This is a genomic window from Mycobacterium sp., assembly GCF_040509115.1.
GTDB lineage: Bacteria > Actinomycetota > Actinomycetes > Mycobacteriales > Mycobacteriaceae > Mycobacterium.
Genome location: NZ_JBEVLO010000070.1, coordinates 1 through 26,260, shown reverse-complemented (window position 1 = coordinate 26,260; position 26,260 = coordinate 1). Strand labels below are relative to the sequence as shown.

At 63.7% G+C, this 26,260-nt stretch carries 20 protein-coding genes; 9 read left to right on the top strand and 11 right to left on the bottom strand.

Going from position 1 to position 26,260, the window contains the following annotated elements:
• Positions 1-53: 53 nt before the first annotated feature.
• The 7 genes from ABW137_RS05215 to ABW137_RS05185 all read right to left on the bottom strand — a co-directional run bounded on the left by ABW137_RS05215 (position 54) and on the right by ABW137_RS05185 (position 8,915).
• Entirely contained in the window at positions 54-479 is a 426-nt protein-coding gene (locus tag ABW137_RS05215) for a hypothetical protein (protein ID WP_526397581.1), read from the bottom strand.
• A gap of 19 nt (positions 480-498) precedes the next feature.
• Positions 499-2,187, bottom strand: coding sequence for a dihydroxy-acid dehydratase (locus ABW137_RS05210; RefSeq protein WP_526397579.1), 1,689 nt, complete (start codon positions 2,185-2,187; stop codon positions 499-501).
• A gap of 3 nt (positions 2,188-2,190) precedes the next feature.
• Positions 2,191-3,099 carry a dihydrodipicolinate synthase family protein gene (locus ABW137_RS05205; RefSeq protein ID WP_526397577.1) on the bottom strand — a complete coding sequence of 303 codons (909 nt, stop codon included), beginning with the start codon at positions 3,097-3,099 and terminating at the stop codon, positions 2,191-2,193.
• A gap of 33 nt (positions 3,100-3,132) precedes the next feature.
• Positions 3,133-4,863 (bottom strand): phytoene desaturase family protein, encoded by a 1,731-nt coding sequence (locus ABW137_RS05200; RefSeq protein ID WP_526397575.1) that lies wholly within the window; start codon positions 4,861-4,863, stop codon positions 3,133-3,135.
• A 74-nt stretch (positions 4,864-4,937) separates the two neighbouring features.
• A complete protein-coding gene (locus ABW137_RS05195; RefSeq protein ID WP_526397573.1) occupies positions 4,938-6,686 on the bottom strand; it encodes an ABC transporter permease subunit in 1,749 nt (582 codons plus the stop codon).
• Positions 6,679-7,776, bottom strand: coding sequence for an ABC transporter ATP-binding protein (locus ABW137_RS05190; RefSeq protein ID WP_526397571.1), 1,098 nt, complete (start codon positions 7,774-7,776; stop codon positions 6,679-6,681). The genes ABW137_RS05195 and ABW137_RS05190 overlap by 8 nt, the downstream gene beginning before the upstream one ends.
• Positions 7,776-8,915 carry an extracellular solute-binding protein gene (locus ABW137_RS05185; RefSeq protein WP_526397569.1) on the bottom strand — a complete coding sequence of 380 codons (1,140 nt, stop codon included), beginning with the start codon at positions 8,913-8,915 and terminating at the stop codon, positions 7,776-7,778. The genes ABW137_RS05190 and ABW137_RS05185 overlap by 1 nt, the downstream gene beginning before the upstream one ends.
• A gap of 143 nt (positions 8,916-9,058) precedes the next feature.
• Between ABW137_RS05185 and ABW137_RS05180 the strand changes: the two genes are divergently transcribed.
• Positions 9,059-9,922 carry an IclR family transcriptional regulator gene (locus ABW137_RS05180; protein ID WP_526397567.1) on the top strand — a complete coding sequence of 288 codons (864 nt, stop codon included), beginning with the start codon at positions 9,059-9,061 and terminating at the stop codon, positions 9,920-9,922.
• A gap of 93 nt (positions 9,923-10,015) precedes the next feature.
• Here ABW137_RS05180 and ABW137_RS05175 read toward each other — a convergent pair whose 3' ends face one another.
• On the bottom strand, positions 10,016-10,708 hold the full coding sequence (locus ABW137_RS05175; protein ID WP_526397565.1) for an SDR family NAD(P)-dependent oxidoreductase: 693 nt from the start codon (positions 10,706-10,708) through the stop codon (positions 10,016-10,018).
• A 137-nt stretch (positions 10,709-10,845) separates the two neighbouring features.
• Between ABW137_RS05175 and ABW137_RS05170 the strand changes: the two genes are divergently transcribed.
• The 3 genes from ABW137_RS05170 (at position 10,846) to ABW137_RS05160 (ending at position 14,262) form a co-directional block, all read left to right on the top strand.
• Positions 10,846-11,634, top strand: a complete 789-nt coding sequence (locus ABW137_RS05170; RefSeq protein WP_526397563.1) for an IclR family transcriptional regulator — start codon at positions 10,846-10,848, stop codon at positions 11,632-11,634.
• Positions 11,635-11,846: 212 nt separating this feature from the next.
• Positions 11,847-13,232 (top strand): threonine/serine exporter family protein, encoded by a 1,386-nt coding sequence (locus ABW137_RS05165; RefSeq protein ID WP_526397561.1) that lies wholly within the window; start codon positions 11,847-11,849, stop codon positions 13,230-13,232.
• 58 nt (positions 13,233-13,290) lie between these two features.
• A complete protein-coding gene (locus tag ABW137_RS05160) occupies positions 13,291-14,262 on the top strand; it encodes a quinone oxidoreductase family protein (RefSeq protein WP_526397559.1) in 972 nt (323 codons plus the stop codon).
• A 96-nt stretch (positions 14,263-14,358) separates the two neighbouring features.
• On the opposite strand, the gene ABW137_RS05155 is transcribed toward ABW137_RS05160, so the two are convergent.
• The 3 genes from ABW137_RS05155 to ABW137_RS05145 all read right to left on the bottom strand — a co-directional run bounded on the left by ABW137_RS05155 (position 14,359) and on the right by ABW137_RS05145 (position 18,876).
• Positions 14,359-15,261, bottom strand: a complete 903-nt coding sequence (locus tag ABW137_RS05155; RefSeq protein ID WP_526397557.1) for an alpha/beta hydrolase — start codon at positions 15,259-15,261, stop codon at positions 14,359-14,361.
• Positions 15,262-15,285: 24 nt separating this feature from the next.
• The gene (locus ABW137_RS05150) at positions 15,286-15,873 is read right to left on the bottom strand and encodes a DUF302 domain-containing protein (protein ID WP_526397555.1); all 588 of its coding nucleotides are present in this window, start codon (positions 15,871-15,873) and stop codon (positions 15,286-15,288) included.
• Between the two features lie 255 nt (positions 15,874-16,128).
• Complete coding sequence (locus tag ABW137_RS05145) at positions 16,129-18,876, bottom strand: helix-turn-helix transcriptional regulator (RefSeq protein WP_526397553.1); 2,748 nt, start codon at positions 18,874-18,876, stop codon at positions 16,129-16,131.
• A gap of 621 nt (positions 18,877-19,497) precedes the next feature.
• Between ABW137_RS05145 and ABW137_RS05140 the strand changes: the two genes are divergently transcribed.
• The 5 genes from ABW137_RS05140 to ABW137_RS05120 all read left to right on the top strand — a co-directional run.
• Positions 19,498-20,772: an MFS transporter gene (locus ABW137_RS05140; protein WP_526397551.1), complete on the top strand. Its 1,275-nt coding sequence runs from the start codon at positions 19,498-19,500 to the stop codon at positions 20,770-20,772.
• Positions 20,773-21,023: 251 nt separating this feature from the next.
• Positions 21,024-23,792: a helix-turn-helix transcriptional regulator gene (locus ABW137_RS05135; RefSeq protein WP_526397611.1), complete on the top strand. Its 2,769-nt coding sequence runs from the start codon at positions 21,024-21,026 to the stop codon at positions 23,790-23,792.
• A gap of 154 nt (positions 23,793-23,946) precedes the next feature.
• Positions 23,947-24,405, top strand: coding sequence for a DUF1348 family protein (locus ABW137_RS05130; protein WP_526397549.1), 459 nt, complete (start codon positions 23,947-23,949; stop codon positions 24,403-24,405).
• Between the two features lie 156 nt (positions 24,406-24,561).
• Positions 24,562-25,731 (top strand): cupin domain-containing protein, encoded by a 1,170-nt coding sequence (locus ABW137_RS05125; RefSeq protein ID WP_526397547.1) that lies wholly within the window; start codon positions 24,562-24,564, stop codon positions 25,729-25,731.
• 8 nt (positions 25,732-25,739) lie between these two features.
• A partial coding sequence (locus ABW137_RS05120; protein WP_526397545.1) for an SDR family NAD(P)-dependent oxidoreductase occupies positions 25,740-26,260 on the top strand: 521 nt, incomplete at its 3' end.

Below are 26,260 nucleotides of genomic sequence, written 5' to 3'. Positions count from 1 at the left end.
CGTCTCCTCTCGCAAAGTGGGTGGAGCGACCCGGGCGTTGCCGCCGACCTGCCCTATACCGTGCGCAGGGTGGAGTCGCGGTTGAGTACCGGCTCGAGAATGCCGCTGCCCAACTCATCAGCGGCCTGGTCGAAGGGCGCGGCGCGCCGTGGCCCAGTCCGGTAGCCGATCGACTGAAGTGCCTCCAAGGACATGAAATACGCACCGACGACAGTCGTCGAGATCAGCTCGAAGGAATCGCGGTCGGTTTCGGCGAAACGTTTGAGGGCGTCCCAGTTCAACGTTTCCGGGAGGCGACGGAGGGCCTGGTCCAACAGGATGCTCTCTGAGCCCAGAGCCTTGACTGCGGTGGTGAGCAGTTGGTCGAAGTTGGTCAATGCCGTTGCCGCAGGTGCGTTCGGGGTCCCCGGCAGCAGGATGTCGGCTACGCACCTGAGCCGGGACGTGCGCTTGGCGGCAGCGGTCCCAACCTCGCTCATGGGCGTTCCGGACGGGGCGTCAACTGCGTCCTACGGTGGGCTCGACGAAGGCCACGTCTTCAGCGGTGCGTGGCACCAGGAAATCGAGGTCGGCGCCTTGGGGGGCCTGCATCACGTGACGTTGATAGAGGGCCGGCCAGCCACGGTGGTGGCGGGTCGGCGGGTGGGGCCGCTTCGACAGCCGCGCTGCGATGAGCTCGGGTGGCAGGTCCACCTCGAGTCGGCGTTCGACGATGTCGATGGTGACGATGTCCCCGTCCTCCACTGCGCCCAAGGGACCCCCTGCGGCTGCCTCCGGTGCCACATGGAGCACACAGGTGCCGAAACTCGTGCCACTCATGCGGGCATCACTGATCCGAACCATGTCGTCGATACCCTTGGAGGCCAGCTTCTTCGGTATCGGGATCATGCCCCACTCCGGGAACCCGTCGCCGCCACTGGGCCCGCAACCCGTCAAGATGAGCACCGATTCCGCGCTCACGGGCAGCTCCGGATCGTCGATGCGGGCGAGCATGTCATCGTATCCGCGGAAAACCACGGCTGGCCCCGTGTGCGTCGTGAGATCGGGCCGGGCGGCGGCGGTCTTCAAGACGGCGCCATCGGGTGCGAGGTTTCCTCGCAGGACGGTGAATGCCGGCAGGTCGGTCACCGGGTCGGACCGCGAGCGTATGACGCCGGCGTGCGGGGTTCCGGCAGCAGAAACGACCGGGTCTGCGGTGGCGTCCAACTCCCCCAGAACAGCCTGGATGCCTCCCGCGGCGTCAAACGCAGCGATGTTGTGGCGGCCGATGGGCGCCACGTCGGCCAGGACCGGTGCTTCCCGTGCCGCGGCGTCGAAGTCATCGAGTGCGAGGGCCAGCCGACGTCTGCCCGCAATGGCGCAGAGGTGGATGATCGCGTTGGTCGATCCGCCGATCGCGGCCAGAGCCTGCAACGCCCGGTGGAATGCCTCCGGTGTGAGGATGCGCTCGGGTCGGATGTCCTGGTGCACCAATTCCACAATATGCGAACCCGATTCGCGAGCCTTGGCGTCGAGCCGGGGGTCGTCGTGCGGCAGTGTGCTGGCCCCCGGGAGCATCATGCCCAAGACCTCGGACATCATCGACATGGTGAGCGCGGTGCCCATCACATTGCACGCGCCCTGGCTGCAGCCAAGGGCCGCTTCCAGACACAGCCAATCGTCGTCACCGAGGCGGCCGGCGCGGCGGTCGTCCCAGTACCGCCACAGATCGGTGCCCGCCCCTACCTCCTGCCCCCGGAACAGGCCGGGACGGCGATACCCACCACTGATCTGGAGTGCGGGGAGGTTGGCGCTGGCGGCGCCCATCAGTTGAGCGGGCAGGGTTTTGTCGCAGTTGCCCAACAACACGACACCGTCGAGCGGGTTGGCCCGAATGGTCTCCTCGACCTCCATGGCCATCAGATTGCGGTACAGCATGGCGGTGGGCTTCATGAGGTCCTCGCCCAGCGACATCGTCGCCAGCTCGACCGCGATCCCTCCCGCAGCTTCGATGCCGGCCCTCACTTCCCCGGCCAGCCGGCGCAGCGGGAGATTGCACGGGTTGAGGTCGCTCACGGAGTTCAGCACACCGATCACCGGCCGTCGATCGATCGCATCCACGGGGTGACCCGCGGAGCGCATGGCAGCCCGATGCTCCATGCCGACTTCGTCGTCTCGAGCGAACCATTGATCGCTGCGTAACTTCACGCGTCAGACCTCGACTCCGACAACTCCGGCGAGCCGCTCGAAAAGGCGGTCCACCTCGCGTTCGGTGGCCGAATCAAGGTGATAACCGACGGGACCTCGAGTTGCGATCTGGGGCAGTACACCTTGCCGGTGCAACAGGTGTTTTTGCACTGCCACAAAGGAATCGAGGCTGTTCTGGATCGACACGATGGTCGCCAACGGCCCCTGGATCCTGTCCACCTGAGCATCGTCACCGTCCTTGAGTGCTTTCCACAACGCGACCAGCGCCCAGACTATGTCGGGGCCCGGCATGGTGCCCACGATTCCGCGCTTGAAGCTGTCGACGAGCGCGAGGCCGCCGGTGCCTTCGTAGACCTTGGCGTTGCCGTTGGTCGCGTCGAGGAGTTGGGTGAGTCGTGGGCCGATCGGCTGAGCTTCGGGCTTGAACAACGCTCGGTCGCCGTACTTCTCGAATAGGAGGGCTTGCAGGGCAATGGTCAGTGGACGGCCGAGATAGCCGCTGGCATCCTGAACAACGACGGGTATGTCGATCGCCTCGATCAGCGTGGCGTAGTACTTGTACAGTTCGTCGTCATCGCACGCCGTTCCCATCGGCGGGATGGCCATGACGGCATCGGCGCCGACCGCCTGGGCATGTTTGGCGTATCTGACTGCAGTGTGCAGGCTTTCCGCTCCCACGCTGGTGGTGACGCTGACCCGACCGTCGACGAATCGGCACACTGCTTCGGTGAGCGTCTCGCGTTCCTCGCTCGACAGCCTCAGAATCTCCGAGACCATCCCGAGGACGACACCGTCGGCTCTCTGGTCCACCACAAAGTTGATCTCCGCCGCCAGGGACTTCAGATCGAGGTCCCCGTTCTGATCGAAAGGGGTTGCAAGAACTGGGAGTACCCCTTCGGGTAGGCGATGCATCTTGTCTCCTTGGTTTCTGGTCATGACTGATCGTCAGGATTGGGGGAACTGAACCGGTTGCGGCATCGGAATCTTCGAGACCGCGCCGAGCAGTTTGTCGAACACCGGCCTGCGCGCCACCTGGTAGGACAGCTTCTGTCCGATGGGGTTCTTGAGGAGTTGATCGGTCAACTTGGGTCGCGAAATCCGACCCGGGCGAGCGAGCTTCGCGAGTTTCAGGTCTTCGAGGATGGCGTAGGCCGCGTTGTGGCCGTTGGCCCCCATGACGCCGCCGCCGGGGTGGGTGCCTGCGCCGCACAGGTAGTAGCCCTCCACAGGCGTGCGGTACTCGGACAGCTCGTGTAAGGGTCGGCCGCTGAAGAGCTGATCGTCGAACATTGCGGCGTGAAAGATGTTGCCTCCCGTCAACGACCATTCGTCTTCGAGGTCGTCAGGAGTGATGATGTATCGATCGAGGATGTGGTCTTTGAGGTTGGGCGCGTAGTCGTTGAGTCGATCGACGATCTGATCGGCCCAGGCGGTCTTGGCCGTCCGCCAACCGCCCGGGGTGGACAGTTCACCCGGCAGCTGTTGCACACCGAGGGTCAGGGTGTGCAATCCCTTCGGCGCCAGCGTCGGGTCAGTCGTGGATTGGATGACGGCTTCGATGGCGTAGTCGTGGGCGACGACCCCCTGTTGTTCTGCTGCCCAGGCATTCTCGAAGTTCTCGACGGAGGCACCGAGCATCTGATGGCCGAGATGCTGGGGTCCGAGCCCGTCAGGGAGGCCGATGTACTGCGGCAGCTCGTCGATGAGGAGATGTATACGTGCCATGGAGCCACGCTGATCGATATCGGCAATGCGTTGGCGCAAAGCCGGATCCAGGACATCGGTGTCCAGGAACCCGATCATGGATCGAACCGGGTCGGCGTTGGAGACGACCTTGGTGGCGCGGTATTCGTCGCCGTTGTCCAGCGCGACGCCGGTGACCTTTCCGTTGGACGTGAGCACGTTGCTGACCCGACAGCCGGTTTTGATGTCGACACCGTGATGGCGGGCGGAGTCGGCGAGGGCATTGGCGAAGCCGCCCATACCGCCCCGCACAAAACCCCAGACCCCGAATTCGCCGTCGAAGTCGCCGGAGGAGTGATGTCCGAAGACATAGGAGGTGCCCGGTGTGGACGGTCCGGCGAACACCGACACCATGCCGTAGAACGTCAGAAATCCCTTGATGAGGTCATTCTCGAAGTACCGGCTCATCAGATCGCGAGTCGAGGATTCAAAGAAGTCGTGATAGAGGTCAAGCTCCCCGTTGCGCTCGAACTCCGCGCGGATGAATTCGCGGGTGGGGGGTGCTGACATCAACCAGGGGCGCATGTAGTCGCCGAAGCGGCGCAGCCGCGCGCCCCATTCGAGAAAGTTCTTGGCGTCGGCGCTGGAGTGCTTCTCGAGCTCGCGCAGCGTATCGGCAACCCGCTTGTGCAAGAACAGATGCCGTCCGTCAGGGAACAGGGCGAAGCCCATGGTGGACGGGCTGTACATGTGGAATCCGAACTTGCGCAGTTCGAGGTCGACGACGATCTCGGGGCGGATCATGTCTGCGATGAAGGCACACGACGACCACTTCGCACCCGGAATGAGTTCCTCGGTGACCGAGGCACCGCCTACGACGTCACGGGCTTCCAGTACGAGTACCTTCTGCCCGAATCGCGCTAAGTAGTTCGCGGTCACCAGGCCGTTGTGCCCAGCGCCGATGACGATTGCGTCGTATGGCGTGGCGGTCATGTGTTCACTCCTGTGTGGTTATCCTGCCGCCCAGTCAAGATGGACGGCACATTTTGTGTTGCGGCGGGGTGTTGCTAGCCCATCGAGAGCACGGTGGCCGGATCCGCCTTTCCAGTTCGTCCACCTGTCAGGAAACGAAAGCCGAGCAGCAGCAGCCCGATACTGCCGACGGTGATGCAGGTGAACAGGGCGTTGATGGTCGGGGTGAAGCCGAATCTCAGCTGGTTGTAGACGTAGACCGGCAAGGTGGGCTGCTCGCCCGTCAGGAAGAAGGTGACCAGCACCTCGTCGAAGGACAACGTGAAGCCGAGCAGGCAGGCTCCGACGAAGGCGGTCTGCAGCTGCGGCAGCACTATCCCCACGAAGGCACGCACGGGTGGGGCGCCGAGATCCATTGCGGCGTGCAGGATGCTGGGGTCCATCTGGCGCAGCCGGGCGAGCAGGATCCCCATCACGATCGGCGTGATGAACGCGGTATGGCCGAGAACGACCGTGGTGAGGCCGAAGGTGAGCCCCAGAGTCCGGAACACGATGGCCAGGGACAGCCCCAGGATGACACCGGGCAGCAGGAACGGAAGGGCGAGGGCACCTTGCAACAGTGCAGCACCCCGCGGCTTGCGGTACGCGAAGATCAAGGCGAAGAGCGTGCCGAAAACCGTCGACAAGGCGACGGCGCAGACGGCGACGATGAGGCTGCTCCGGAATGCAGCGATCAGGTCGGGGGAGTCGAGCAGTTGTCGGTACCAGGACAAACTCAGATTCTGGATGGGGAGGGTCTGGATGGGTGAATCGTTGACGGAGAACAGCGCGATCATCAACAGCGGCAGATAGAGGAAGGCGTACGTCAGCGCGAGGTAGGTGTAGGCGGCGGTGTTGGCGATCCGTCGACGAGACGCCGAGGCGGGGACTGCGTCAGTGGGGATGCCTGCGCCGATGTCGCCTTCGAGTGTGCCCCGCGCTCGCCCCAGGCGGGCCACGATGCCGGTGACGGCGACGACCGCCAGCAGCAGGACGATTGCGAGCGCCGCTCCCAGCGGCCAGTTGTTGGCGACCCCGAACTGGGACACGATCACCGATCCCACCATGGTTCCGCTCAAACCGCCGACCAGTGACGGCGACAGGTAATCGCCGACGGCCAAGACGAACGCCAGGATGAAGCCGATGGCGGCACCTTGGCGGGCCAACGGCCAGATGACGGTGCTGAAGCGGCGAAAGCTGCTGGCACCGAGGTCGGCCGACGCTTCGAGCACAGAGGGGGGTACCCGTTCCAATGAGGTATAGCAGGCCACGAACACGTAGGGCACTGTCACGCTCAACAGCGTGAGGAAGACGGTGAAGCGCGTGTAGAGCAGAAAACTGAGCGGGGTGTCGATGAGACCGAGGTTCAGCAACCCGGTGTTGAGAACACCGTTGTCGCCGAGAATGATCTTCCACGCGAAGACTCGAATCAGCAGGCTCACCCACAGTGGCACCACGACGAGCATCACGGCGACCAGACGGCGGCGCTTGATCTTCTGACTAACGATGAACGCCATGGGAAACGCTACCAGCGTAGCGAAAAATGCTACAGCAACGGCGATTCCGACTGTCCGGACGATGAGGCTCATGTTGGTGGGCGACGAAATGACCGCAGCATAATTGTGCGGGGTGAGCGTCCGGTCGATACCCAGGTCACCTGAGGTCCACAAGCTGTAAGTCAGCATCAGGCCGTTGGGTGCGACCACCAGCAGTAGTAGCCAGGCATAGATCGGCGCCAGCGCCAGGAGTCGGCTCGGGGCGGCAGTGCTGGTCTGCTCCGGCACCCGGGTAGCGGTGTCAACCATGGACCCTCCTCATGTCGAAGGGGAGGATCTGTATCCGCACTTCATCACCGGGGCGGCAGACGGCCCCGCTGCCTGCGGGTACCTTGGCGACCAGTTGGTGGCCATTGACGTCGAGAACGACTTCGTCGGCGTCACCGAGGAAGACGCGCTGATGCACCCGACCGGGGAAGGTGTTCGCGGTGTCACCGACGTTGTCGGCCGGCAGTATTCGCACAGATTCGGTGCGTACCGCCACCGCAGCGGGGCCGTCAGGCCCGGTGGAGTCGTCCAAGCGCAGCTTCAATCCGCCCCATTCGAGCACTCCACTGTGTACCTGGCAATCCATCAGATTGGATTTGCCGATGAAGCTCGCCACGAATCGTGTGCTGGGTCGGTAATAGATGTCCCGCGCTGTGGCGCACTGCTCGATACGGCCGCCGTTCATCACCGCGACTCGATCGGACATCGCCAGCGCTTCGCCCTGATCGTGGGTGACGTAAATGAAGGTGATGCCCAGCCGGGAATGTAGATCCTTCAACACCACCTGCATCTTCTGCCTCAGCTGGAGATCCAGCGCACCCAGAGGTTCGTCGAGCAGCACGACTTTGGGTTTTGAGACAAAAGCTCTGGCCAGGGCGACCCGCTGCCGCTGGCCCCCGGACAGTTCGTGCGGAAGTCGCTTGGCGTACGTGTGCATGTCGACAAGCTCGAGGGCTTCCTCGGCCACCGCGCCGATTGCTGCTTTGTTGGTGCGGCTCTTCATCTTGAGCGGGTATTCGACATTTTCGGCAACGCTCATGTGGGGGAAGAGCGCATAATTCTGAAAGACGGTGTTGACGTTGCGTCGATTCGGCGGCACCCTCGTGACGTCCACTCCGTCGAGGACAACGGTGCCCGAATCGGAACTTTCGAAGCCGGCAATCAGCCGCAGCGTCGTGGTTTTGCCCGAGCCGCTGGGGCCAAGGACGGAGAAGAACTCCCCATCCTTGATGTCAAGTGAAAGGTCGTCCAGCGTAGGGTCTTTGGCCCCCACGTAGGTCTTGGTCAGCCTCTGTAACTGGATGCTGTATTTCTGGCTTCCGTTCTTTGCGGGCAGGGTCGCCGCGTCCATCAGGCGCCGGCCTTGAATTCGTTCCAGACTTCCAAGCGCCGGGAGATGCTTTCCGGCGCAACCATCGGGCGCATCGCCGACCAGAAGGCGGCGTCTTGCTGGTCGAGGATGTTGGTTCCCTGGAGGATGTCCTCGGGAACCTTCGCCTGCTGTGCTTCGTCGGCGCTGAGGATGCCGTTGTTGGACGTGGACTCCACGAAACGGGCTTGCCACGGCAGTTCGAGGCAGGCATCGATGAAATCGTAGACTTCCTGGCGTTGGCCACTCGGGCTGATCAGCGCGTTGTCCTGCCATTGGGGAGTGCCTTCTTTCGGAAGGCTGTAGGCGAAGTTCTTCCCGCTCTTGTTGAGCTGTGTCACTTCGCTGATGTTCTGGCAGTAGCCGATGACGCCATCGCCGGCAGCGAAGATGTTGACCGCGTCATCAAAGCCCTTCGCTATCGTGCGGATCTGGGGACGAAGGTCCTGTAGTGCCTGGCGAACCTTGTCGAATTCTTCGTCGGAGAGGTTGTACGGGTCCGGGGCGCCGACATAGAGTGCGACCATCGGGATGGTCACATCTGCGGCGTCGAAAAGCACCACTTTGCCCTTGAAGGTGGGATCCCACAGAGCTGCCCAGCTGTCGGGTGCGGTGGTGATGACGTCGGCGTTGTACATGAGCGGCTGCGTGCCCCAGTTGTAGGGGACGGCGTAGAGCTCGCCGTTGTAGGTGTTGTTCTTCTTCCAATCCAGACCCGGGGTGATGATGCCGGTGTTCTTGAGTCGGTCGGCAACAACGGGAGCGATCAGGTTTGCGTTCACGAACCGAGGAATGAGTGAACAGTCGAAAACCATGATGTCCGGCTTCACAGTTCCGGACTGGACCTTGGCGAACAACTCGTCCCCGGAGCCGATGGTGACCGACTCGACCTGCACTCCCGCCTCGTTCTGGTAGGCGTCGAGCCACGCCCTGTCGTGGTACGTCTCCCAGGTCAGCAGAGTGATCTTGCCGGTACCGGACTGGAGCTCGGTGGGCTGAACTTTCGGGGCGTCTGTGGAGGACGAACAGGCTGCCAAGAGTGCAGCTCCGCCCGCAGCCAAGCCAAGCCCGAGAGCTCGCCGGCGATTCATGTAACCGAATACAGGCGGGTGGTTCTGCATAGATGCTCCCAAGAAATGTTCGGATGAGCCGAACAGCTGTTCTGATAGACAAAATCTAGGACCTACGCAAGTGGCTGTCAACCGTTCGTTCCCAGCTATCGATGCAATTGTCTGGTTTTGGTTGCGTTGGTAACCTGTTCGTCATGACAACCCAGCGTTCTGTTGAGCCGAATGCCGATCGGTCCGGCAACGATGCCCAACCTGCCCGAAACGGACTCCAGGGACTATCGCGGGCGTTACGGCTACTGGATGCGCTGGCCGCCGCCGGCGCAGAGGGGCTGTCCCTCACCGAGGCATCTGGCCAGATCGGGGGCACCAAGAGCACGGTACTGTCGCTACTCAGGACGTTGGTGGACTTCGATTACGTCACGGCTTTTGATCGTGGGCCACGCTATCGGCTCGGCCCCGCGGTGGTGCGTCTCGCCGATGGTCACCGAGAGTCGTTGCCCTGGTTGGAGATTGCCCGCCCCGTGGCTCGCGCTCTCACCGAGCGGTCCGGTTGGACCTCGCGTATCGCTTCTCACATCGATGGTCATCCGGTGTTCGAGGACCGGGTTGACGCCCCGGGGGTGATCCGCTTCTTCACCCCGCTGGGGATCCGGGAGCTCCCGCATGTGAGTGCTGCGGGGAAGTCGATCTTGGCCTGCCTCCCGGAGGAGCAAGTGCGGCGGATCATCGACGAAACCGGCTTACCTCGGCGTACCCGCAACACCATCACCGACGTCGAAGTTCTCCTCCGCGACCTCGAGGCCGTCAGAGAGCGGGGTTATGCCCTTGATGACGAAGAAGACGACGAGGGAGTCTTCTGTCTTGCCGCAGCCTTTCAGGCTTCCGGCGGAGCACCTTTGGGCGCTATCAGCATCACCGGTCTGAAATCGGAGATGCCGGCATGGCGAGTGCCGGAGTTCGGCGCCATCGTCTTGGAGGCTGCCAATGAGATAGCCCGGGCCGTCGGAGGTCGCGTGTGGACACCCGGTGGCGGGCGCGGCGCTGGCGGCCCTCGATAGCGGCGCCGGCCTACGTCGGTTGGTCTACCGATCGGCCTTTGCAACCAAGGCCCAAAGAGGTTTTCAGCCAGCCGGTTTCGCTCTCTCCTAGCTTCAGTACGTCGCGCGACCACCGCTGATGTCGTAGACCGCTCCCGTGGAGAAGCTCAACTTGTCCGAGGCCATCCACGCGACGAGTTCGGCCACTTCTTCAGGCCGCCCCACTCGCTTCATGGGGATCAGCCCGGTGATGTGGTCCAAGACAGCACGGGCGGTGGTGGCGTTCATCGGTGTGTCGATGACTGCAGGCGCTATGACGTTGGCGAGAACGCCGAATGGTGCCAGCTCCTTGCCGAGGGATTTGGTCAGGGCGATCACCGCCGCCTTGGAAGCGGAGTAGGCCGACATGTTCGGATTGCCGTCTTTACCCGCCATACTCGCGAAGTTGACGATGCGACCCCACCCGCGCTCTTTCATCCCGGGTGCCAGCGCTCGGCATAGGTTGAATGTGCCGTTGACGTTCACGCTGAAGGTGTGCTGCCATTCGTCGTCGCCGATCTCGGTCAGCGGCTTGTTGGGCCCGACAATGCCTGCGCTGTTGATGAGGATGTCAACCGGCCCGACGCGCTCTGCAGCCGCGTTGACAGCGTGGGAGTCGGTGACGTCGACGATGAGGTCCGCGTCGCTGGACAGGTCGACCGTCACGACTTTCACGCCGTCCGCGCGCAAGCGTAGCGCTGCCGCGAGTCCCAGACCGCTGGCGCCGCCGGTGATCACCGCGGTGCGCACATGTCCCGTACTCGTCATCCTGGGCCTCCATTTCGATCAGGTTGTCGTGCTGAATGAGCCTGACACCCTTATATATTCCAGTAATAGGAACACTATCGCGATAAATGGAATCATGCCAGGGTTTGAACGATCGGTTTGCCGCTAGGTTTGTCGACATGGCAACCGATGGTGACGACCGAGCCGTTTCGTCTCTGGTGGGTTCGGATCGGGTTCTCGCAGTGCTCAGAGAAGTGGCACTGCATCCGGCAGGGGTGGGACTGGACGAGCTTGCGCGGGCGTTGGATTCACCGAAGCCCACCATTCACCGAGCTCTGACTGCGCTCAGGCGGGCGGGCTTCGCCGCGACGTCCGGCCGGGGAAGCTACGTGCTGGGCGATGAATTTCTGCGCCTGGCCTTCACCAATCACGAGGCGAGGCCCGACCACATCCGGGTTCAGCCGATACTTGAGGCGCTAGCGGCGCACTACGGCGAAACAGCGCACTACGCGGTGCTCGACGGTCGGACGGTCGTGTATCGCGCCAAGGTGGACCCGACTGTCGGCGCAGTGCGGTTGACCTCGACCGTCGGAGGACGGAACCCAGCGCATTCGACGGCAGTCGGGAAGGTACTGCTCAGTTACTCGCTGCCAGACGATGATTCCGTGCAACGCTGGTTCAACGCAGGCGAACTCGAGGTTCGCACACCGCGTACCAAAACCAGCCTCGACGACCTGGCTGCCGAACTCAGCCGCAGCCGGGAGCGTGGCTACGCCACCGAGGATCGGGAGAACGAAGAAGGGATCAACTGCATAGCGGTGCCGATCTTCATGGCGTCACCGACCATGCCCACCGGGGCCATCTCCGTGAGTGCGCTGACCTATCGGCGATCGCTAGCCGAGCTGATCGATGATCTTCCTACCCTCCGCTCTATCGTCGCGACCTACGGTGGCTCCGAGGAGGCATGAAGATCGGTCACGGGGCCACCGTGGCACGGTCTCTCTTCGCCCGCCCAGGTGCGGCGGAGTCGGCCCAGTGGCGGGTCTCCCGACCTACCGCCCGTGGTTTATCCGGGTTTGTTGAGCGGCGCACACCGACATACTCCATTCAGCGCGGGAGACTCGGTGCGCTGATGCACAGCTACGAGACGATTCGCGCGTGAAGCCGAAGGAGGTGGTGCGTGGACACGTCGGCGGAGCCGATCGACGAGCGGGAACTCATCTTGCAGACAGCTTGCGTGCTGCACGCCAACGGTCAGTCCACAGCGATGACGCTAGTAGCTGTTGACCGTCTCAACAGGGGGCTGGGTTCGGCCGCCACCTTGATTCCGACCTGGGACGCTGTGTTCGTCAGGGACACCCATACCGACCGACCGATGCAGCTCGTGGCCGCGCAACCGATCGACATGAATATGCGCCGGGTTGCGGCGGTGATGCGGACAGTCGACGACATCGAGCGTGGTGTGGCGGGCAGCCGAGAGCTCAGGGCGGTTCTGTCTGCAGCGGCTAATGTGCCGCCGGCGCGAACCCCGGTCTTCGTCGTTGCGTGCGCGGCTGGAGCTGCCGGGTTGTCCTTGGTCTACGGTGCACCGCATTGGTCCGTGGTGGCGATGGTGGCAGCGGTGGCGGGTCTCGGTGGCCTCGTTCGCCGAGCGTTGCTCCGCGCCGGCGTGGGCATATTGGGGCAGTCATTCGCGGCCGCCCTGGTAGCGGGAATCGCGGGGGTGGTCGCAAGCCGCCTCGACCCGCATACCGCTCTTGGGCTCGTAGCCATCTGTCCTGCAATCGTTCTCGTCCCCGGGCCGCACATTCTGATGGGCGCGATGGACCTGCTGGGCCTACGAGTGGCGCTCGGAGTCGCCAGATTGAGCTACGCGATGCTGGTGTTGTCGGCGATCGCGGCTGGACTCATCGTAGGTCTCGGCGTTGGTGGGCAGAGTCTCCAGCTGGACAGTCCCGGCCCGCATGACGCGTTGCTTGCCGACGTCGTGGGCGCCGCGATTGCCGCTGCGTGCTTTCCCATCTTTTACTCCATGCCGTACCGGTTCATCGTCTGGCCGGTGACCGTGGGCGCCACGGCGCACGCGCTGCACTGGTGGGTGCTCAACGTCGCTCACGGAAGTCTTGGCACGGCAGCCCTGGTCTCATGTGCGTTCGTGGGAATCGTCCTTGGTGCGGTCGCCTACTTTCACCGGTTCCCCTTCGCTGCAGTTGGATTCGCTGCAGTCGTTGCATTGGTCCCCGGAATTTATGTCTTTCGCGCGTTGGCCGGCCTGGTGCAGTTGCCCTCGAAGGCATCCTCGACGGTGATCTCGGCGATCGCTGCCGACGGGGCCACGGCCGCGGTGGTAGTCGCGTGTATGGCGGTGGGCCTCACCGTGCCCACAGGGATACGTGACGCCTTGATCGCCCGGCGCGAACGCCAGTCGAAATCACCATGGCACGCAGGCCACGTGGCGACGCCGATGACCGTTCACCCGAACACTGGTGCACACCCTGGCCGTGGGTCGCCGGGGTTGTCTGCGGGCCCGGCGATAGCCGCCGATGAGTGCGAAGACCATTCCTGACGTGCGTGTTCGGCACCGCGAGTGCCGCCCTACCGGTTCCAATCGAAAGGAACATCCGATGAAAGCTGTGGTGATGAACGGCACAGGCGGCCGTGACGTACTGGAATACACGGAGTGGCCCGACCCGGTCGTTGCCCCCGGCCAGGCGCTGGTGCAGATCTCGTTCGCCGGGGTGAACTTCATGGATATCGGTGTCCGACAGGGCATGCCATGGACCCAACCGTCGGTCTATCCCCAAGTGATCGGCGTGGAGGGCGCGGGTGTGGTCGAGGGGATCGGTGAGGGTGTCGGCAACGTGGCCGTCGGTGATCGCGTCAGTTGGGTGTACGCACCAGGCAGCTACGCCGACCACATCGCCATCCCTGCGTCAAAGCTGGTGCGCATTCCCGATGCGATCGACGACCGGACCGCTGCCGCGGTGATGATGCAGGGCTTGACCGCCAGTCACTTCGCGACGGATTTCTATCCCGTCCGTGCCGGCGACATCGCGTTCGTGCATGCCGCTGCCGGCGGTCTCGGATTGCTGTTGACGCAAATCATCAAGATGCGCGGCGGGTCGGTGATTGGGCGGGTGTCGTCCGAGCGCAAGGCAGCGTTGGCCCGCGACGCCGGCGCTGACCACGTGATCGTCGACGCTGCAGGTGATTTCGCCGAGGAGGCGCGTCGGTTGACCTATGGTGAGGGCGTGCACGTCGTCTACGACGGTTCGGGACCGACCACGTTTCAAGGCTCCCTCGACGTGCTACGCCGGTCGGGCACCTTCTGCTGGTACGGGCCCGTGCTCGGTGGACCAGACCCGATCAATATTGGAAGTCTGCCAAAGAGCATCAAGATCGGCTTCGCGAACTACAACGACCACGTTCCGACACCGGAGCTGCTGCGTGCGCATACGGCTCAGCTGTTCGACTGGGTGCTCGAAGGGCGACTCAAGATTCGGATCGGTGGTGAATATCCCCTGGCTGAGGCGGCGCGTGCACACGGCGACATGGAGGACCGCCTCAGTACGGGGAAGTTGCTGCTCTTCCCCTGACGCGCGAAGCGAACTTCCCGCGTGTCCCCCTGGGGGCAGCGGCGTCACCGCGTTCGTCAACGCCCCCTTCACCGCCTTGCGGCGCGGGGCACGTTTCTAATCCCCTGTGAACGAGTCAGCCATGTGGGCAAGGAGACTCAGGCGGGCTCGGCGACCTTCGGGAACGGGAAGAAGTGGGTAGATGTGAATGGCGCCCGGTGCTTCGTGGTAACGGAGTGCGCCTTCGTCGAGTCGGTCGCGAAGCAGTCGGCAATCGGGCATGAAGAGGTCTCGGGTGCCGACGTAGAGGTCGATGGAAGGCAGGCCGGCCGAGTTGCCGAACAGCGGGCTCACCCGCGGGTCGTCGTCGCGGAGGTCGCCGACCCATTTCTGCCCGATGTAGCGCAGTCCATGAGGGCTGAGCCAGGGATCGTGCGGAGCCACCACGTGGACGTCGGGATTGCGTAAGGCGATGTCGAGCCACGGGGAGATCAGGGTGATCCCGCGCAGCGCGAGCCGGACCACGCCCATCGAGTTCTGCGCAGCGGCCAGCGCTAGCCCACCGCCAGAAGAGTCGCCGACAAGGTATACCGGACCGACGGTTGCCGCGCTGTGTATGACCGCCTGTACGAAGCCGCTGGCCTCGACGGCATGATGTCTGGGTGCCAATCCATAGATGGGGAGATGAACGGGTCGATGGCAGGCATCGGCTATGTCAGCGGCGAGATTCCAATGAGCACTGCGAATTTCGTTGACGTAGCCGCCGCCGTGGAGATAGACGATGCTGCCCGAGTCGGCTACCGGGGTTCCCTGGTCCCTGGGTTGTAGCGTGTAGCAGTGAAAGGCACCGAAAGTGGTGCGGGATAACTGAAGTCTCTTGTCGGCTGATAGCGTTTCTGGCGGTCGCGGAGCGGATTTGGGTCGAGCGAGAAAGGCCGCGGCGGCGCGGACCGACCCGTAAGTCCTGGGCTTGCGCAGCACCCGGGTGTAGGTGGCCGCGACGTGCATCTGCCAGGACATCTCAGCGCCGTCCGGCCGTCGGGCTCATTGCCCGGCCGAATTCCGCGAGGGGGTGCGCGAGGGGGTGGAGGTCTCCCGCTGTGTCGGCACCGAGGGTCGAACGTCGTAATGTTCACCGACACTGAGCGCCAGTTGCTGTGGAACCTGACCCCCGAGAAGACCGATCAGATGAGCTAGACAGGCGTCGAGACGTTGACCCAAAGCGCATCCCGAGCTGTCACAGGACGCGAATTGCAGACTGGGCTGATCGACGGTCAATCGTGTCACCCCAGTGGGATCAACGTAGATCAATGTCCGCAGGCGACCATTGAGCACCGTCGACGGCTGACGACGAAACAAGGTCTCGGTGAGCGCATAGTTGCCCATCAGGTACTCGGTGGCCTTCCAGCGCGACGGCGAACCGTGAAAGGTCGCTGCGAGGTCGTCTCGGTAGTAGCGAAGGAAACCGTGGGGTGCGTTCGCCTGGGCGACCAGGAGCATCTGATGCCAGGACCTGGCACCGGCGAACGCGAGGTCATCGAGTTTGGGCACCAGTAGCTCGTAGCGTCGGCGCGCTGACTCATACGAATCTGGGAGTGCGATCACCAGTCGGCGTCGGTGGTGGTCATCCACGGCGCCAGGCTCCTGCGATCATGACAGCACCGCGATCAGAGCGTGGTGGGCGGCACCGAGGGAATCAGACACGGCTATGAGTCAAGCAGCCGACGGCGCGTACCAACTAGCATGGGCGACCCCGGTTGTCTGTTCCCCGGGATGAGCACGGGTACGAGAGGGGGCCCCGCAAGGCGGTCGCAACTGCATGCCTACCCTCGCAACCACCGACGTCGGCATCTTCTATAAAGACCGGGGGCGCAGGACAACCCAGAGTCAGGTGATCTCCAGCGCGATCCTGCGCAGGTCTCGGCGCGTTCGGACGCCGAGCTTGGTGAAGATCCGACCGAGGTGCCATTCCACGGTTCGGGGGCTGAGGAAGAGTACCGCTGCGATCTCGGTGTTGGTGTGGCCGTCGCGGGCAAGCTTGGCGATCTGATGCTCCTGCGTGGTCAGAACCGCTGCTGTGTTCGATTCGTGGTTTGCGACCACCATTCCCGTCGCACGCAGTTCGTTCCGCGCGCGCTGCGCGAACCCTTTAGCGCCAGCCAAAGTCAATTCATCGCAAGCAATTTGCAGATGCTTGCGCGCGTCACCGCGGCGCTTCGCGCGTCGCAGCCATTCTCCGTATACGAGATGTGTCCGATGAAGGAAGAACCTGACCGGGCTGCGTTCGAAGTGATCGATTGCCTCCAGAAACGCCCCTTCCGCGTCGGTGTCGTCAACTAACCCCTTTGCACGGCAGGCCATGCCGTGGGCGGTCGAGGTGCCGCTGATTCGTGCGAGCTCGACGAGCTCACTGCAGGCGTCTTGCACGGCCTCGCTCGCGCCGCTTCGAGATGCCGACTCCGCCAGTTCGGTTAATAGCAGGGCACGGAGGCCGAAATCGTCGTATTGCAGACCTGCCGACGCCGCGGCGAATGCTTCTTCGTAATGACCGAGGCCGTTCTCCAAGATGGCAGTTCCATGCTGAGCGACCGTGATGTCGAAGCCCTCGCCGCGTTCGCGTCCCGCTGAAATGGTTTCGGCGAGCGAGGCGTGGCAGTACTGCTCGTCACCCAAGCAGCCACCGAGTTGGGCGCGGATCCCTTTGGGCAACGGTTGTCTCGTCACCGCGCCGATAACGGCGGCTTCGTCGATCAATCGTGCCGCTTCCTCAAGTCTTCCTGCCCACAAGTTGGAACCTGCGCGGGTGTAGAGCGCGATCGGCAGCTGACTCAACGCGCCCGCGGCGCGCAGCGTTGCCACCAAATGTGTGGTGTAAGCGTCGTAGGTGTCGTGGTCGGCAAGGTCCAGCGCTGGGCGCCACACGAAGTCGAGGGCACCATGTGTCACCTGGCCAGCGGATAGATCCTGCATGTATCGACTCAGTGCCTGTTTGAAAATGGGCGCGGCAGCGATAGCGCCTTGCTCGACGCGGATGATCGCGGCCTCAAGGAGCAGATCGACCGCCCGTGGTGTCGATGGTGGCCGAGGAGCGAGTCGAGCGACTCGGGCGATCCCTGCGGCTGAATCCTGCTCGGTTGCGGCGAACCGACCTATCAACGTGGCCGCGCTCAAGGCGTTCAGATAGATCTCACGCGCGACGAGGGGGTCAAGCGATTCCATCTGTTGAGCGGCGGTGAGAAGCAGGGCAGGTACCTCTCGCCCGCGGCTGGTGGCATAGGCCAGACGCGCGCGGATGGTACTGCTACGGGCATGAATCATCGGATCTGCGCTGAGACTCCGCGCCAGCGCAATCAGTTGCGCGGTTTGTTCGGTGGCCCCTGCGTCGAGTTTCGCCTGTGCGGCGTCCACGAGACGTCGCGCCCGACCATCGTTGTCCGGCGTGAGCTCGGCGGCCTTGGCTAAGAATGCGCCAGCGGCCGCCCAGCCGCCGCGCGCACTTGCCCGCTCCGCGCTGCTCTCCAGATTCTGGGCGACGTCCTCGTTGGCGGTGATCGTGGCGTGGGCGCGGTGCCAGGCGCGGTACTCCCCGGCGTGGGCGTCGACGATCGACTGTGCCAACGCACCGTGGGCGGTACGGCGGTCCGCATCTGATGCCTCGTGATAGACCACTGCCCGAATTAGTGGGTGCGAGAACCGGATTCCCGGACCGACGGTGACCAGACCTTCGCCAGCTGCGGGGCTTGCCGCGGATCGGTCGATACCTAGCAGGTCGGAGGCCGACCACAACCAGTCCGACCGGCCGGCGGGATCACAGGCGGCCACGAGAAGCAGCATTTGGGTGTCGGATGGAAGCTCTTGAAGCCGCCGACGGTAGGTCTCCTCGATGGCGTTCCTACCCGATGTCACTTGCCCGAGCCCGTACCCGCCAGCTAGGCCGTCAGAGGTGATGGCCTGCGTCAGCTCCTGCAGGGCTAACGGGTTGCCCTGGGCCTCGTCGAGAATGTTCTCGAGAACTTGTTCGTCAATGCGGCCGGGTAGGCCGGCGGCCAGCAACGCACCCGCATCGACGCGGTTGAGTCCGGTCAGTGTCATTCCCGGCAAGCCATGCAGTTCGTGGACGTCGTATGAATCGCGGACGGCGAAGACCATAGCGACGCGGTCGGCGGCGATCCGCCGGGCGACGATGGCCAGCGCCTGAAGTGAGGCAACGTCGACCCATTGCGCATCGTCGATCACGCAGACGGCGGCGCGTTCGGCACTAGCCTCGCTGAGCAGGGTCAACAGGGCCAAGCCCACCAGCAGTCGATCTGGCACGTCGCCGGTGTCATAGCCGAGTGCCACCCGGAGGGCACCGCGCTGCGCTCGTGGCAGCCTGCCGATCGTGTCTGTCAGAGGCGCGCACACTTGCTGGACCGCTGCGTATGTCAGCTCAAGCTCTGACTCCGCGCCGACGATATGAATGACGCGAACATCGGCGGATTCGACGAGACCGTGTCGCAGCAGCGCCGTCTTACCGATGCCGGCTTCACCCTTGACGACCAACACGCGGCTTTCGCCTCTGCGTGCGGCATCGACCAGTTCCGCAAAGTGCTGCCGCTCTAGATCTCGCCCGACAAAGGAATCACTGGCGCGCATGCGCACTCATCTTGACTGGGAGAGTAGTTCGCAGTGTTGGCTGCGGATTGCAACAGTGTCGTGGGATTGCAACAGTGTCGTGCCGCCCGCCAATCAGCACCGGATCTCCCGACAATGACGCTCAATGCAGCACGCTTCATCACCAGGCACCCTCACCTTGACTGAGTGAGCGGCCCACCGTGGCGAAGGACGGTACGCCTCTGACAACCCTGCCCCTCACTCCCGAATTCCGCCTGTCGAATTAGGTATATGCGACGCGGACACAGACTTCTACTGAACTTGGTGAAGTCCGTCGGCAATTACGGGGGGCGGGCGGGCCCCTGGGCAAGACCACCGGCTTTGCAAGGATCCAGGTCTCGGATCTTAGCGTTACTATCCCGCTATGCCGTTGGTCGTCTGGCAGTTTGCCAAATGCACCATCGTGCGTTCAGTTGGATCCAGAGCGGTGAGCGAGGCCTCGTCAGCTGAGCGCCGACGATCTACGTGCGGCCAAAGATCACCCATCGTTGGCGCCTGCGGTAGGCGGCCAAACGGCCATTGGGCGGGTGGCATTTGAAGGCATCGGCAGCGAATTCGGCAATTGAGACCCGGGGAATGCGTCGGGTTGTCATTGCAGGTGGTTTGGGCACGCTCATCGAGTACTACGACTATGCACTGTACGGTTGCGCGGCCACGATCATCGCCCCGTTGTTCTTTCCTGCCACCGACGGTGTGGCGTCGCTATTGGCCGTGCTCGCGGTTTTCGCGATGTCCTACGTGGTGCGTCCGGTGGGCGGCGTCTTCTTTGGCTGGCTCGGTGATCGGTACGGCCGTCGGCGTGCGTTGCTCGCAACGGTGGTCGGGATCGGCGTCGCCAATGCCGCCATGGGCGTGTTACCCACCTACGCGACGGTCGGAGTGGTCGCTCCGACATTGCTGGTCGTCGTTCGCGTTGCACAGGGCTTCTTCGCTGGCGGCGAGGTGGGCGGCGCGGCGACGATGATCTCGGAGGGGGCGCCGTCGGGACGAAAGGCCCGTTATGGCGCATTCGTTCCGATGGGAATCAACAGTGGATTCGCTCTGGCGGCGGCGTCGGTGGGAGCGATTACGGGTGTGCTCACCAAGGCACAGCTCGACAGCTGGGGTTGGCGAATTCTCTTCCTGCTCGGCTTGCCCTTGGCTCTCGTCTGCTTTGCAGCACGACGGGCGCTGCCCGACATCGACGCGACAGTCAGAGACGCAGTGGTGCCACGCGTTCCGCTGGTGTCCACCGTCCGCGACCACCCGGTGGCGCTGGTCCAGTCGATAGGGCTGGGGGTGAGCGTTCAGGGGACTGCCTATTTCAGCCTGACCTTTCTCAGCATCTACATGGTCACGTATCTCGGCTACCCAACGTCCGCGGTCTATTGGATTTCCGCCGCCGTCACGCTGTGGGCGGTGGCATTGATGCCCTTGGCAGGGCGGTTGGCCGACCGGGTGGGCACGCTAAAGGTGGCAACGATCGGATTAATGGGGTACGCCGTCCTCACCTACCCCTGTCTACTGGTGATGGGCGAAGGGCACCTCGGCTGGGCGACTGCCGGATTCGTACTCATCTGTTCGAACATGGCGGCTCTGCAGGTCGCCACCTACACGATCATCCCGCCATTGTTTTCCCGAGACGTGCGCTACACCGCGACGGCGCTGGGGACCAACGTGTCATCGGTACTCGCCGGTGGTACCGCACCATATGTCTCGACCTGGCTGGTCGAATGGACCGGTGACCTGATGTCGCCGTACTACTTCGTCGCGGTGACGTCGATCATCGGATTGCTCGCAGTAACTTCGATCGGGCGGCGGCGCAGGCGAGCGGTGATCCCGGCGGCGGAGCCCCCGGTGAGCAGCCAGCAAGTTGACGAGGTGCCGCCGAGCGAGTGAGTGAGAGCCCGTGGGGGCCGGCTTCCTAAACCCGTATAAACCCCGGGACTTCGTGTACCGATCGCGATGTGAGGCGTTTCCGCCTGCTTGGATTCGATACGAGGACAGTCTCTGATCGATCGGCAGCTGAAGTTTGCTGCATTGAGTGCAAGGGTCCCAACGTGACGAAACCGAGCAAGCGTCTAAAGCGGACGGTGAGTCCTGAGATCGGCAGCCGCCGGGTACGACGCGAACACGATGTACACGTGGGGATGCACGTTCGTCCCACCCGCGCTCTGATCGGAAGGAAACGGGAGCAGCGGGTGGTGGCCGACATGCTGGCCGGGATGCGACATGGCCGCAGCGGAGTAATGGTTATCAGGGGTGAGCCTGGCATCGGTAAGACGGCCTTATTGGCCGACGTGCTAACGCTTGGGTCCGACGCGCGCGTCATCACCCTCAGCGGCGCCGAATCCGAGATGGAGCTGGCCTATGCCGGCGTGCAGCAACTCTGTGCGCCGTTCCTGGATCTCCTCGACAAGTTGCCAGACCCTCAAAGCAACGCACTGCAAGTAGCTTTGGGGTTGCGCGACGCTGCGACAGGCGGGCCACCGGACCCGCTGCTGGTGGGGTTGGCCCTACTCACGCTGCTCGGCGAGGCCGCTGGCGAGCGCCCGATCGTCTGTGTTGTCGATGACGCCCAATGGGTGGACGCGGCGTCACTGGATGCACTCGGACTGGTCGCGCGGCGGCTCATGGCGGATCCGATCGCCGTGTTCTTCGCTGTTCGGCATTTGGGCGCCGAACGCCAACTCAGCGGCTTACCCGAACTGGAACTGGGGGGCCTCGACGACGCTGATGCCCGGGTCCTGCTCGGTGAGATGGTGCCGGGTCGTTGGGACGAGCGTGTGCGCGAGAATCTCCTCGCCGAGTCGGGTGGAAACCCGCTGGCACTGCTGGAACTGCACCGGGCTTTGGATCCAGTGGAACTCGCCGGGGGGTATGGCTTGGCCAACGCGACGTCGCGAGCATCACGAATTTCGTCGAGCTTTGAGCGCCGAATACGTGAATTGCCCGCCAACACAGTGTTATTGATGTTGATCGCGGCTTCAGAGTCGGCGGGCAGGTCTGATTGGTTGTGGGCGGCGGCCGAGCGCCTCGGTCTGGATGTGTCGGTCGCAGGGCCTGCCGAAGAGGCGGGTCTGATCACCGTGTTCGGCGGGATTCGCTTCCGCCATCCGCTGATCCGGTCGGCGGTCTACCGCACCGCGCCGATCTCGGCGCGGCGCCGGGTTCATGGGGCCTTGGCACAAGTCATCACGGGTGCAGCTGCAGACGAGCATCGGGCATGGCACGCCGCCAAGGCTGCAGCGCGGCCCGACGAGCAGATTGCCGCTGAGCTGCTGCTGGCTTCTGAGCGGGCCCGGGCCCGGGGAGGAGTCGCCGCTGCTGCGGCGTTCCTCTCCCTGTCGGCCGAATTGACTCCCGACCCGGAACTACGGGTGGAGCGTCGCCTGGATGCGGCCAACGCAAAGTTGGACGCCGGGGCGCCAGCGGCGGCTTCGGATTTGATGGTGTCCGCTGCCGCGGACAATACCGCCGAATACGTGGGTGCACGAATAGCTCTGCTGCGGGCCAAGTTGGCGTTTGCCATCAATCGCGGCTGCGACGCCCCTTCGCTGCTGCTGGCGGCAGCCGAGCGCCTAGGGCCCTTGGATCCGGCGTTGGCAAGAGAGACTTACCTCGAGGCACTGCTGGTGGCTATGGCGCTGGGGCGACTTCCCGACGGCGGGCATGGCGTGCTGACATCAGTCGCCGAGGCCGCACGTTTGGCCCCGGCGGCTGCGGAGCCGCCCAGGGTGGTCGACTTGTTTCTCGACGGTCTGGTGGTCCGACTGACCGCCGGTTACGTCGCTGCGGCCCCCTTATTGAGGAAGGCTCTGCAGGAATGCCTGCGCGAAGGCGAAGCGGGGACGACCGACCCGCGCTGGCATTACCTGACTCACCGCGTCTGTCTAGACCTCTTCGATCGGGCGACGAGTAACACGCTGGCTGTACGACAGGTCAAGTCATTACGTGCGGCAGGCGAATTGAACGTGTTGCCCGCGGCCCTGTATCAGCATGCCGGGCTATGCATCACCGACGGACTCTTTGACCAGGCCGCAGACTTGATCGCGGAAGCCGAAACCATCACGGCTGCGACGGGTGCGCCACCGTTGCCATCCATTCGGCCCTATCTCGCTGCTTATCGCGGGCAGGAGGAGCTGTGTCGCACACTGCTGCAGTCAGCGATTGACGAGGCCACCGCTTTTAGCCAGGGCGGCGAGGTGACAGTGGCCCTCTGCGCGAAGGCGATACTGCACAACAGTTTAGGGCAGTACAACGAGGCGCTAGCAGCGTGCGTAGCAGCTGCGCGGTTCGACGATACCGGGTACTACGGCTACATTCTGGTCGAGATGATCGAAGCGGCGACGCGCTGCGGGGAAGAGCAAATCGCCGCCGGTGCCCTCGCGCGTCTCACCGAACGCGCCGACGCTAGCCGAACCGATACCGCGCTGGGTCTGGCAGCTCGCTCCGCTGCGCTGGTCGCCGGTGACGACCCCTCCGCGGAGGCGTTGTACGAGAAGGCCATTGAGTTGCTGGAGCACAGCTACACTCTTTATGCGGTGCGTACCCGCCTCGTGTATGGCGAATGGTTACGTCGGGTTCGGCGGCGACGTGACGCCCGGGTTGAACTCCGGATTGCCTACGACTCGTTTGTTGCGATGGGCGTTGAGGGCTTCGCGGACCGGTCCCGGCGCGAGCTGACAGTTGCCGGCGAGGCTGTCAGTGCTCGCCCCGCGGGGCAGGCGGTGAAATTGACAGCGCAAGAAAGTCACATCGCCCGCCTCGCACGCAATGGTCACACCACCTCTGAGATCGCCGGACAGTTGTTCTTGAGCCCGCGGACCGTGGAGTGGCACCTGAGCAGAATCTTTGCCAAGCTCGGGATCGCCTCGCGCCGAGACCTGCGCAACGTGGAATTCGACAGCGGGCTCTAGAGTCACCCGGCGCAATCGATGGTCGGCGGCCGGTAATCCGCAACCCCGAGCCGTTCATACCCGTAGTTAGTACGGGCGTTGCCCGGTATCTCTAGCCACGACGGTCGCTCTCGGCATATACCTACTGCAGAACCGCCTTTCAGAGGACGCACACATGCCAGAGACACACCCCCCACTCCCGCCGTTCACCTACGCAACGGCCCTCATCAAGGTCCAGGCGGCCGAGGACGCCTGGAACTCCCGGGACGCCCACCGGGTCAGCCTCGTCTACACCGAGGACAGCCAATGGCGCGACCGCGACGACTTCATCACCGGCCGCGATGCGATCATCGACTTCCTCAACCAGAAGTGGGAACGCGAGCGCGAGTACGCATTACGCAAGAGCCTTTGGTCCTTCACCGACAACCACATCGCGGTCCGGTTTCAGTACGAATGGCAATCTACAAGCGGCCAGTGGTACCGCAGCTATGGAAATGAACTGTGGGAGTTCACCGACTCGGGCCTGATGCGGCGGCGTGAGGCCAGCATCAACGACATCGAGATCGAGGAAACCGATCGTCGCTACTTCGGCCCCCGAGACCCTCATACGCATCTCGAGATGGCGCTGCGCTAATCGAGCGTCTGGGTTCTAGCCGGCAACGACAATGGCGCATTCGCGGCAGCCAGCAACGATGCCCGCTCCGCATGAAACGACGATTTCGGTTTCGACCAAACGATTCAACACGACCGCTCATCAACCCAACTGCCGCCTAGGGGAAGGAAGCCCAATATGACCACCCTCGATATCAACGCCCACAACGCAGTACCCACCATCGACGGCGACGAGGGCGCGACGGTCCTGGGCCCAGACAACGTGGCCATCGGGGTGCAGAACCCCGGCGCCCCGGACACCGACTCGGGCAGTCTGCCCAACCTCAAGTGGTCGTTCGCCGCCTCCCACAATCGGCTCCTCAACGGAGGCTGGGCGCGCGAGACGACGGTTCGCGAGTTGCCGGTGGCTACTACCCTGGCTGGGGTCAACATGCGACTCAAAGCGGGTGCCTACCGGGAACTGCACTGGCACCGCGAAGCCGAGTGGGCGTTCATGCTGGCCGGCAGCGCCCGCATCGCTGCCATCGACCCGGACGGCCGTAACTTCATCGACGACATCGGCCGCGGTGATCTGTGGAACTTCCGCGCCGGCTTCCCGCATTCGATTCAGGCGCTGGAGGATTGCGAGTTCCTGTTGGTCTTCGACGACGGCAACTTCTCGGAGAACGAAACCTTCCTAGTCACCGACTGGTTCGCCCATACGCCTAAACGCATCCTGGCCAAGAACTTCGCCGTGCCCGAGTCATCGTTCGCCAATATCCCCACTGCCGGCGAGATCGAACACAGCCGCTACATCTTCCCCGGTGACGTGCCCGGCGCCCTCGTCGATGACATCACCGCAGTGCAGTCCCCAGTCGGCACGGCGGAGCGGATGAGTCACCGCATGCTTGCCCAAGACCCCATCGAGGTCCCCGGGGGAAGCGTGCGCATCACCGATTCGCGCAACTTCCCTTCCGCGTCGACGATCGCCGCAGCGTACGTCGAGTTGGCGCCCGGTGCGGTCCGCGAGATGCACTGGCACCCCGACCATGACGAGTGGCAGTACTGGATCTCGGGGCACGCCCGCATGTGTGTCTTCGGATCGAGTGGCAAGGCAAGGACCTTCGACTATTACCCCGGTGACGTCGGCTACGTACCCAACGCCATGGGCCATTACTTCGAGAACGTCGGCGACGACCCGGTGATCATGCTCGAACTGTTCCGCAGCGATCGCTTCACCGATGTGTCGGCCAACCAATGGCTCGGCCTCACCCCACAATCCGTTGTCGGCGCCACGTTGAATCTCGACCGCAAGACCCTGGACGCCTTGCGCACCGACAAGCCACTCATCATGCCGAGCGAAAAGTAGGGCACGCCATGAAGATTGAAGGTTCGGTAGTCTTGGTGACCGGTGCGAACCGGGGGCTTGGTCGGCACTTCGCCGAACAAGTGCTCGCCCGCGGTGCGGCGAAGGTCTACGCCGCCGCACGCCACCCCGATAGCGTCACTCTCGACGGCGTCGTGCCACTGCATATCGATCTCACCGACCAGGCAAGCATCGATGCCGCCGCCGAGGCAGCCACCGATGTCACGTTGCTCGTCAACAACGCCGGGGTCTACACCCCCGGAGGGGTCTTGTCGGCGCCGATGGCCGACATCCGTGCGGAAATGGACACGAACTACTACGGGACCCTGGCGGTGACCCGTGCATTCGCACCGCACCTGATCGCCAACGCGCCTGCAGCCGTATTGAACGTACTGTCGGTGTTGGCCTGGCTCCACCCCGAGGGCTTCGGTGCCTACGCAGCGGCCAAGGCCGCCTCCTGGGCCCAAACCGACGTCGTGCGTGAGGAACTGGCATCGCACGGCGTTGACGTCACGGCACTGCACGTCGGATT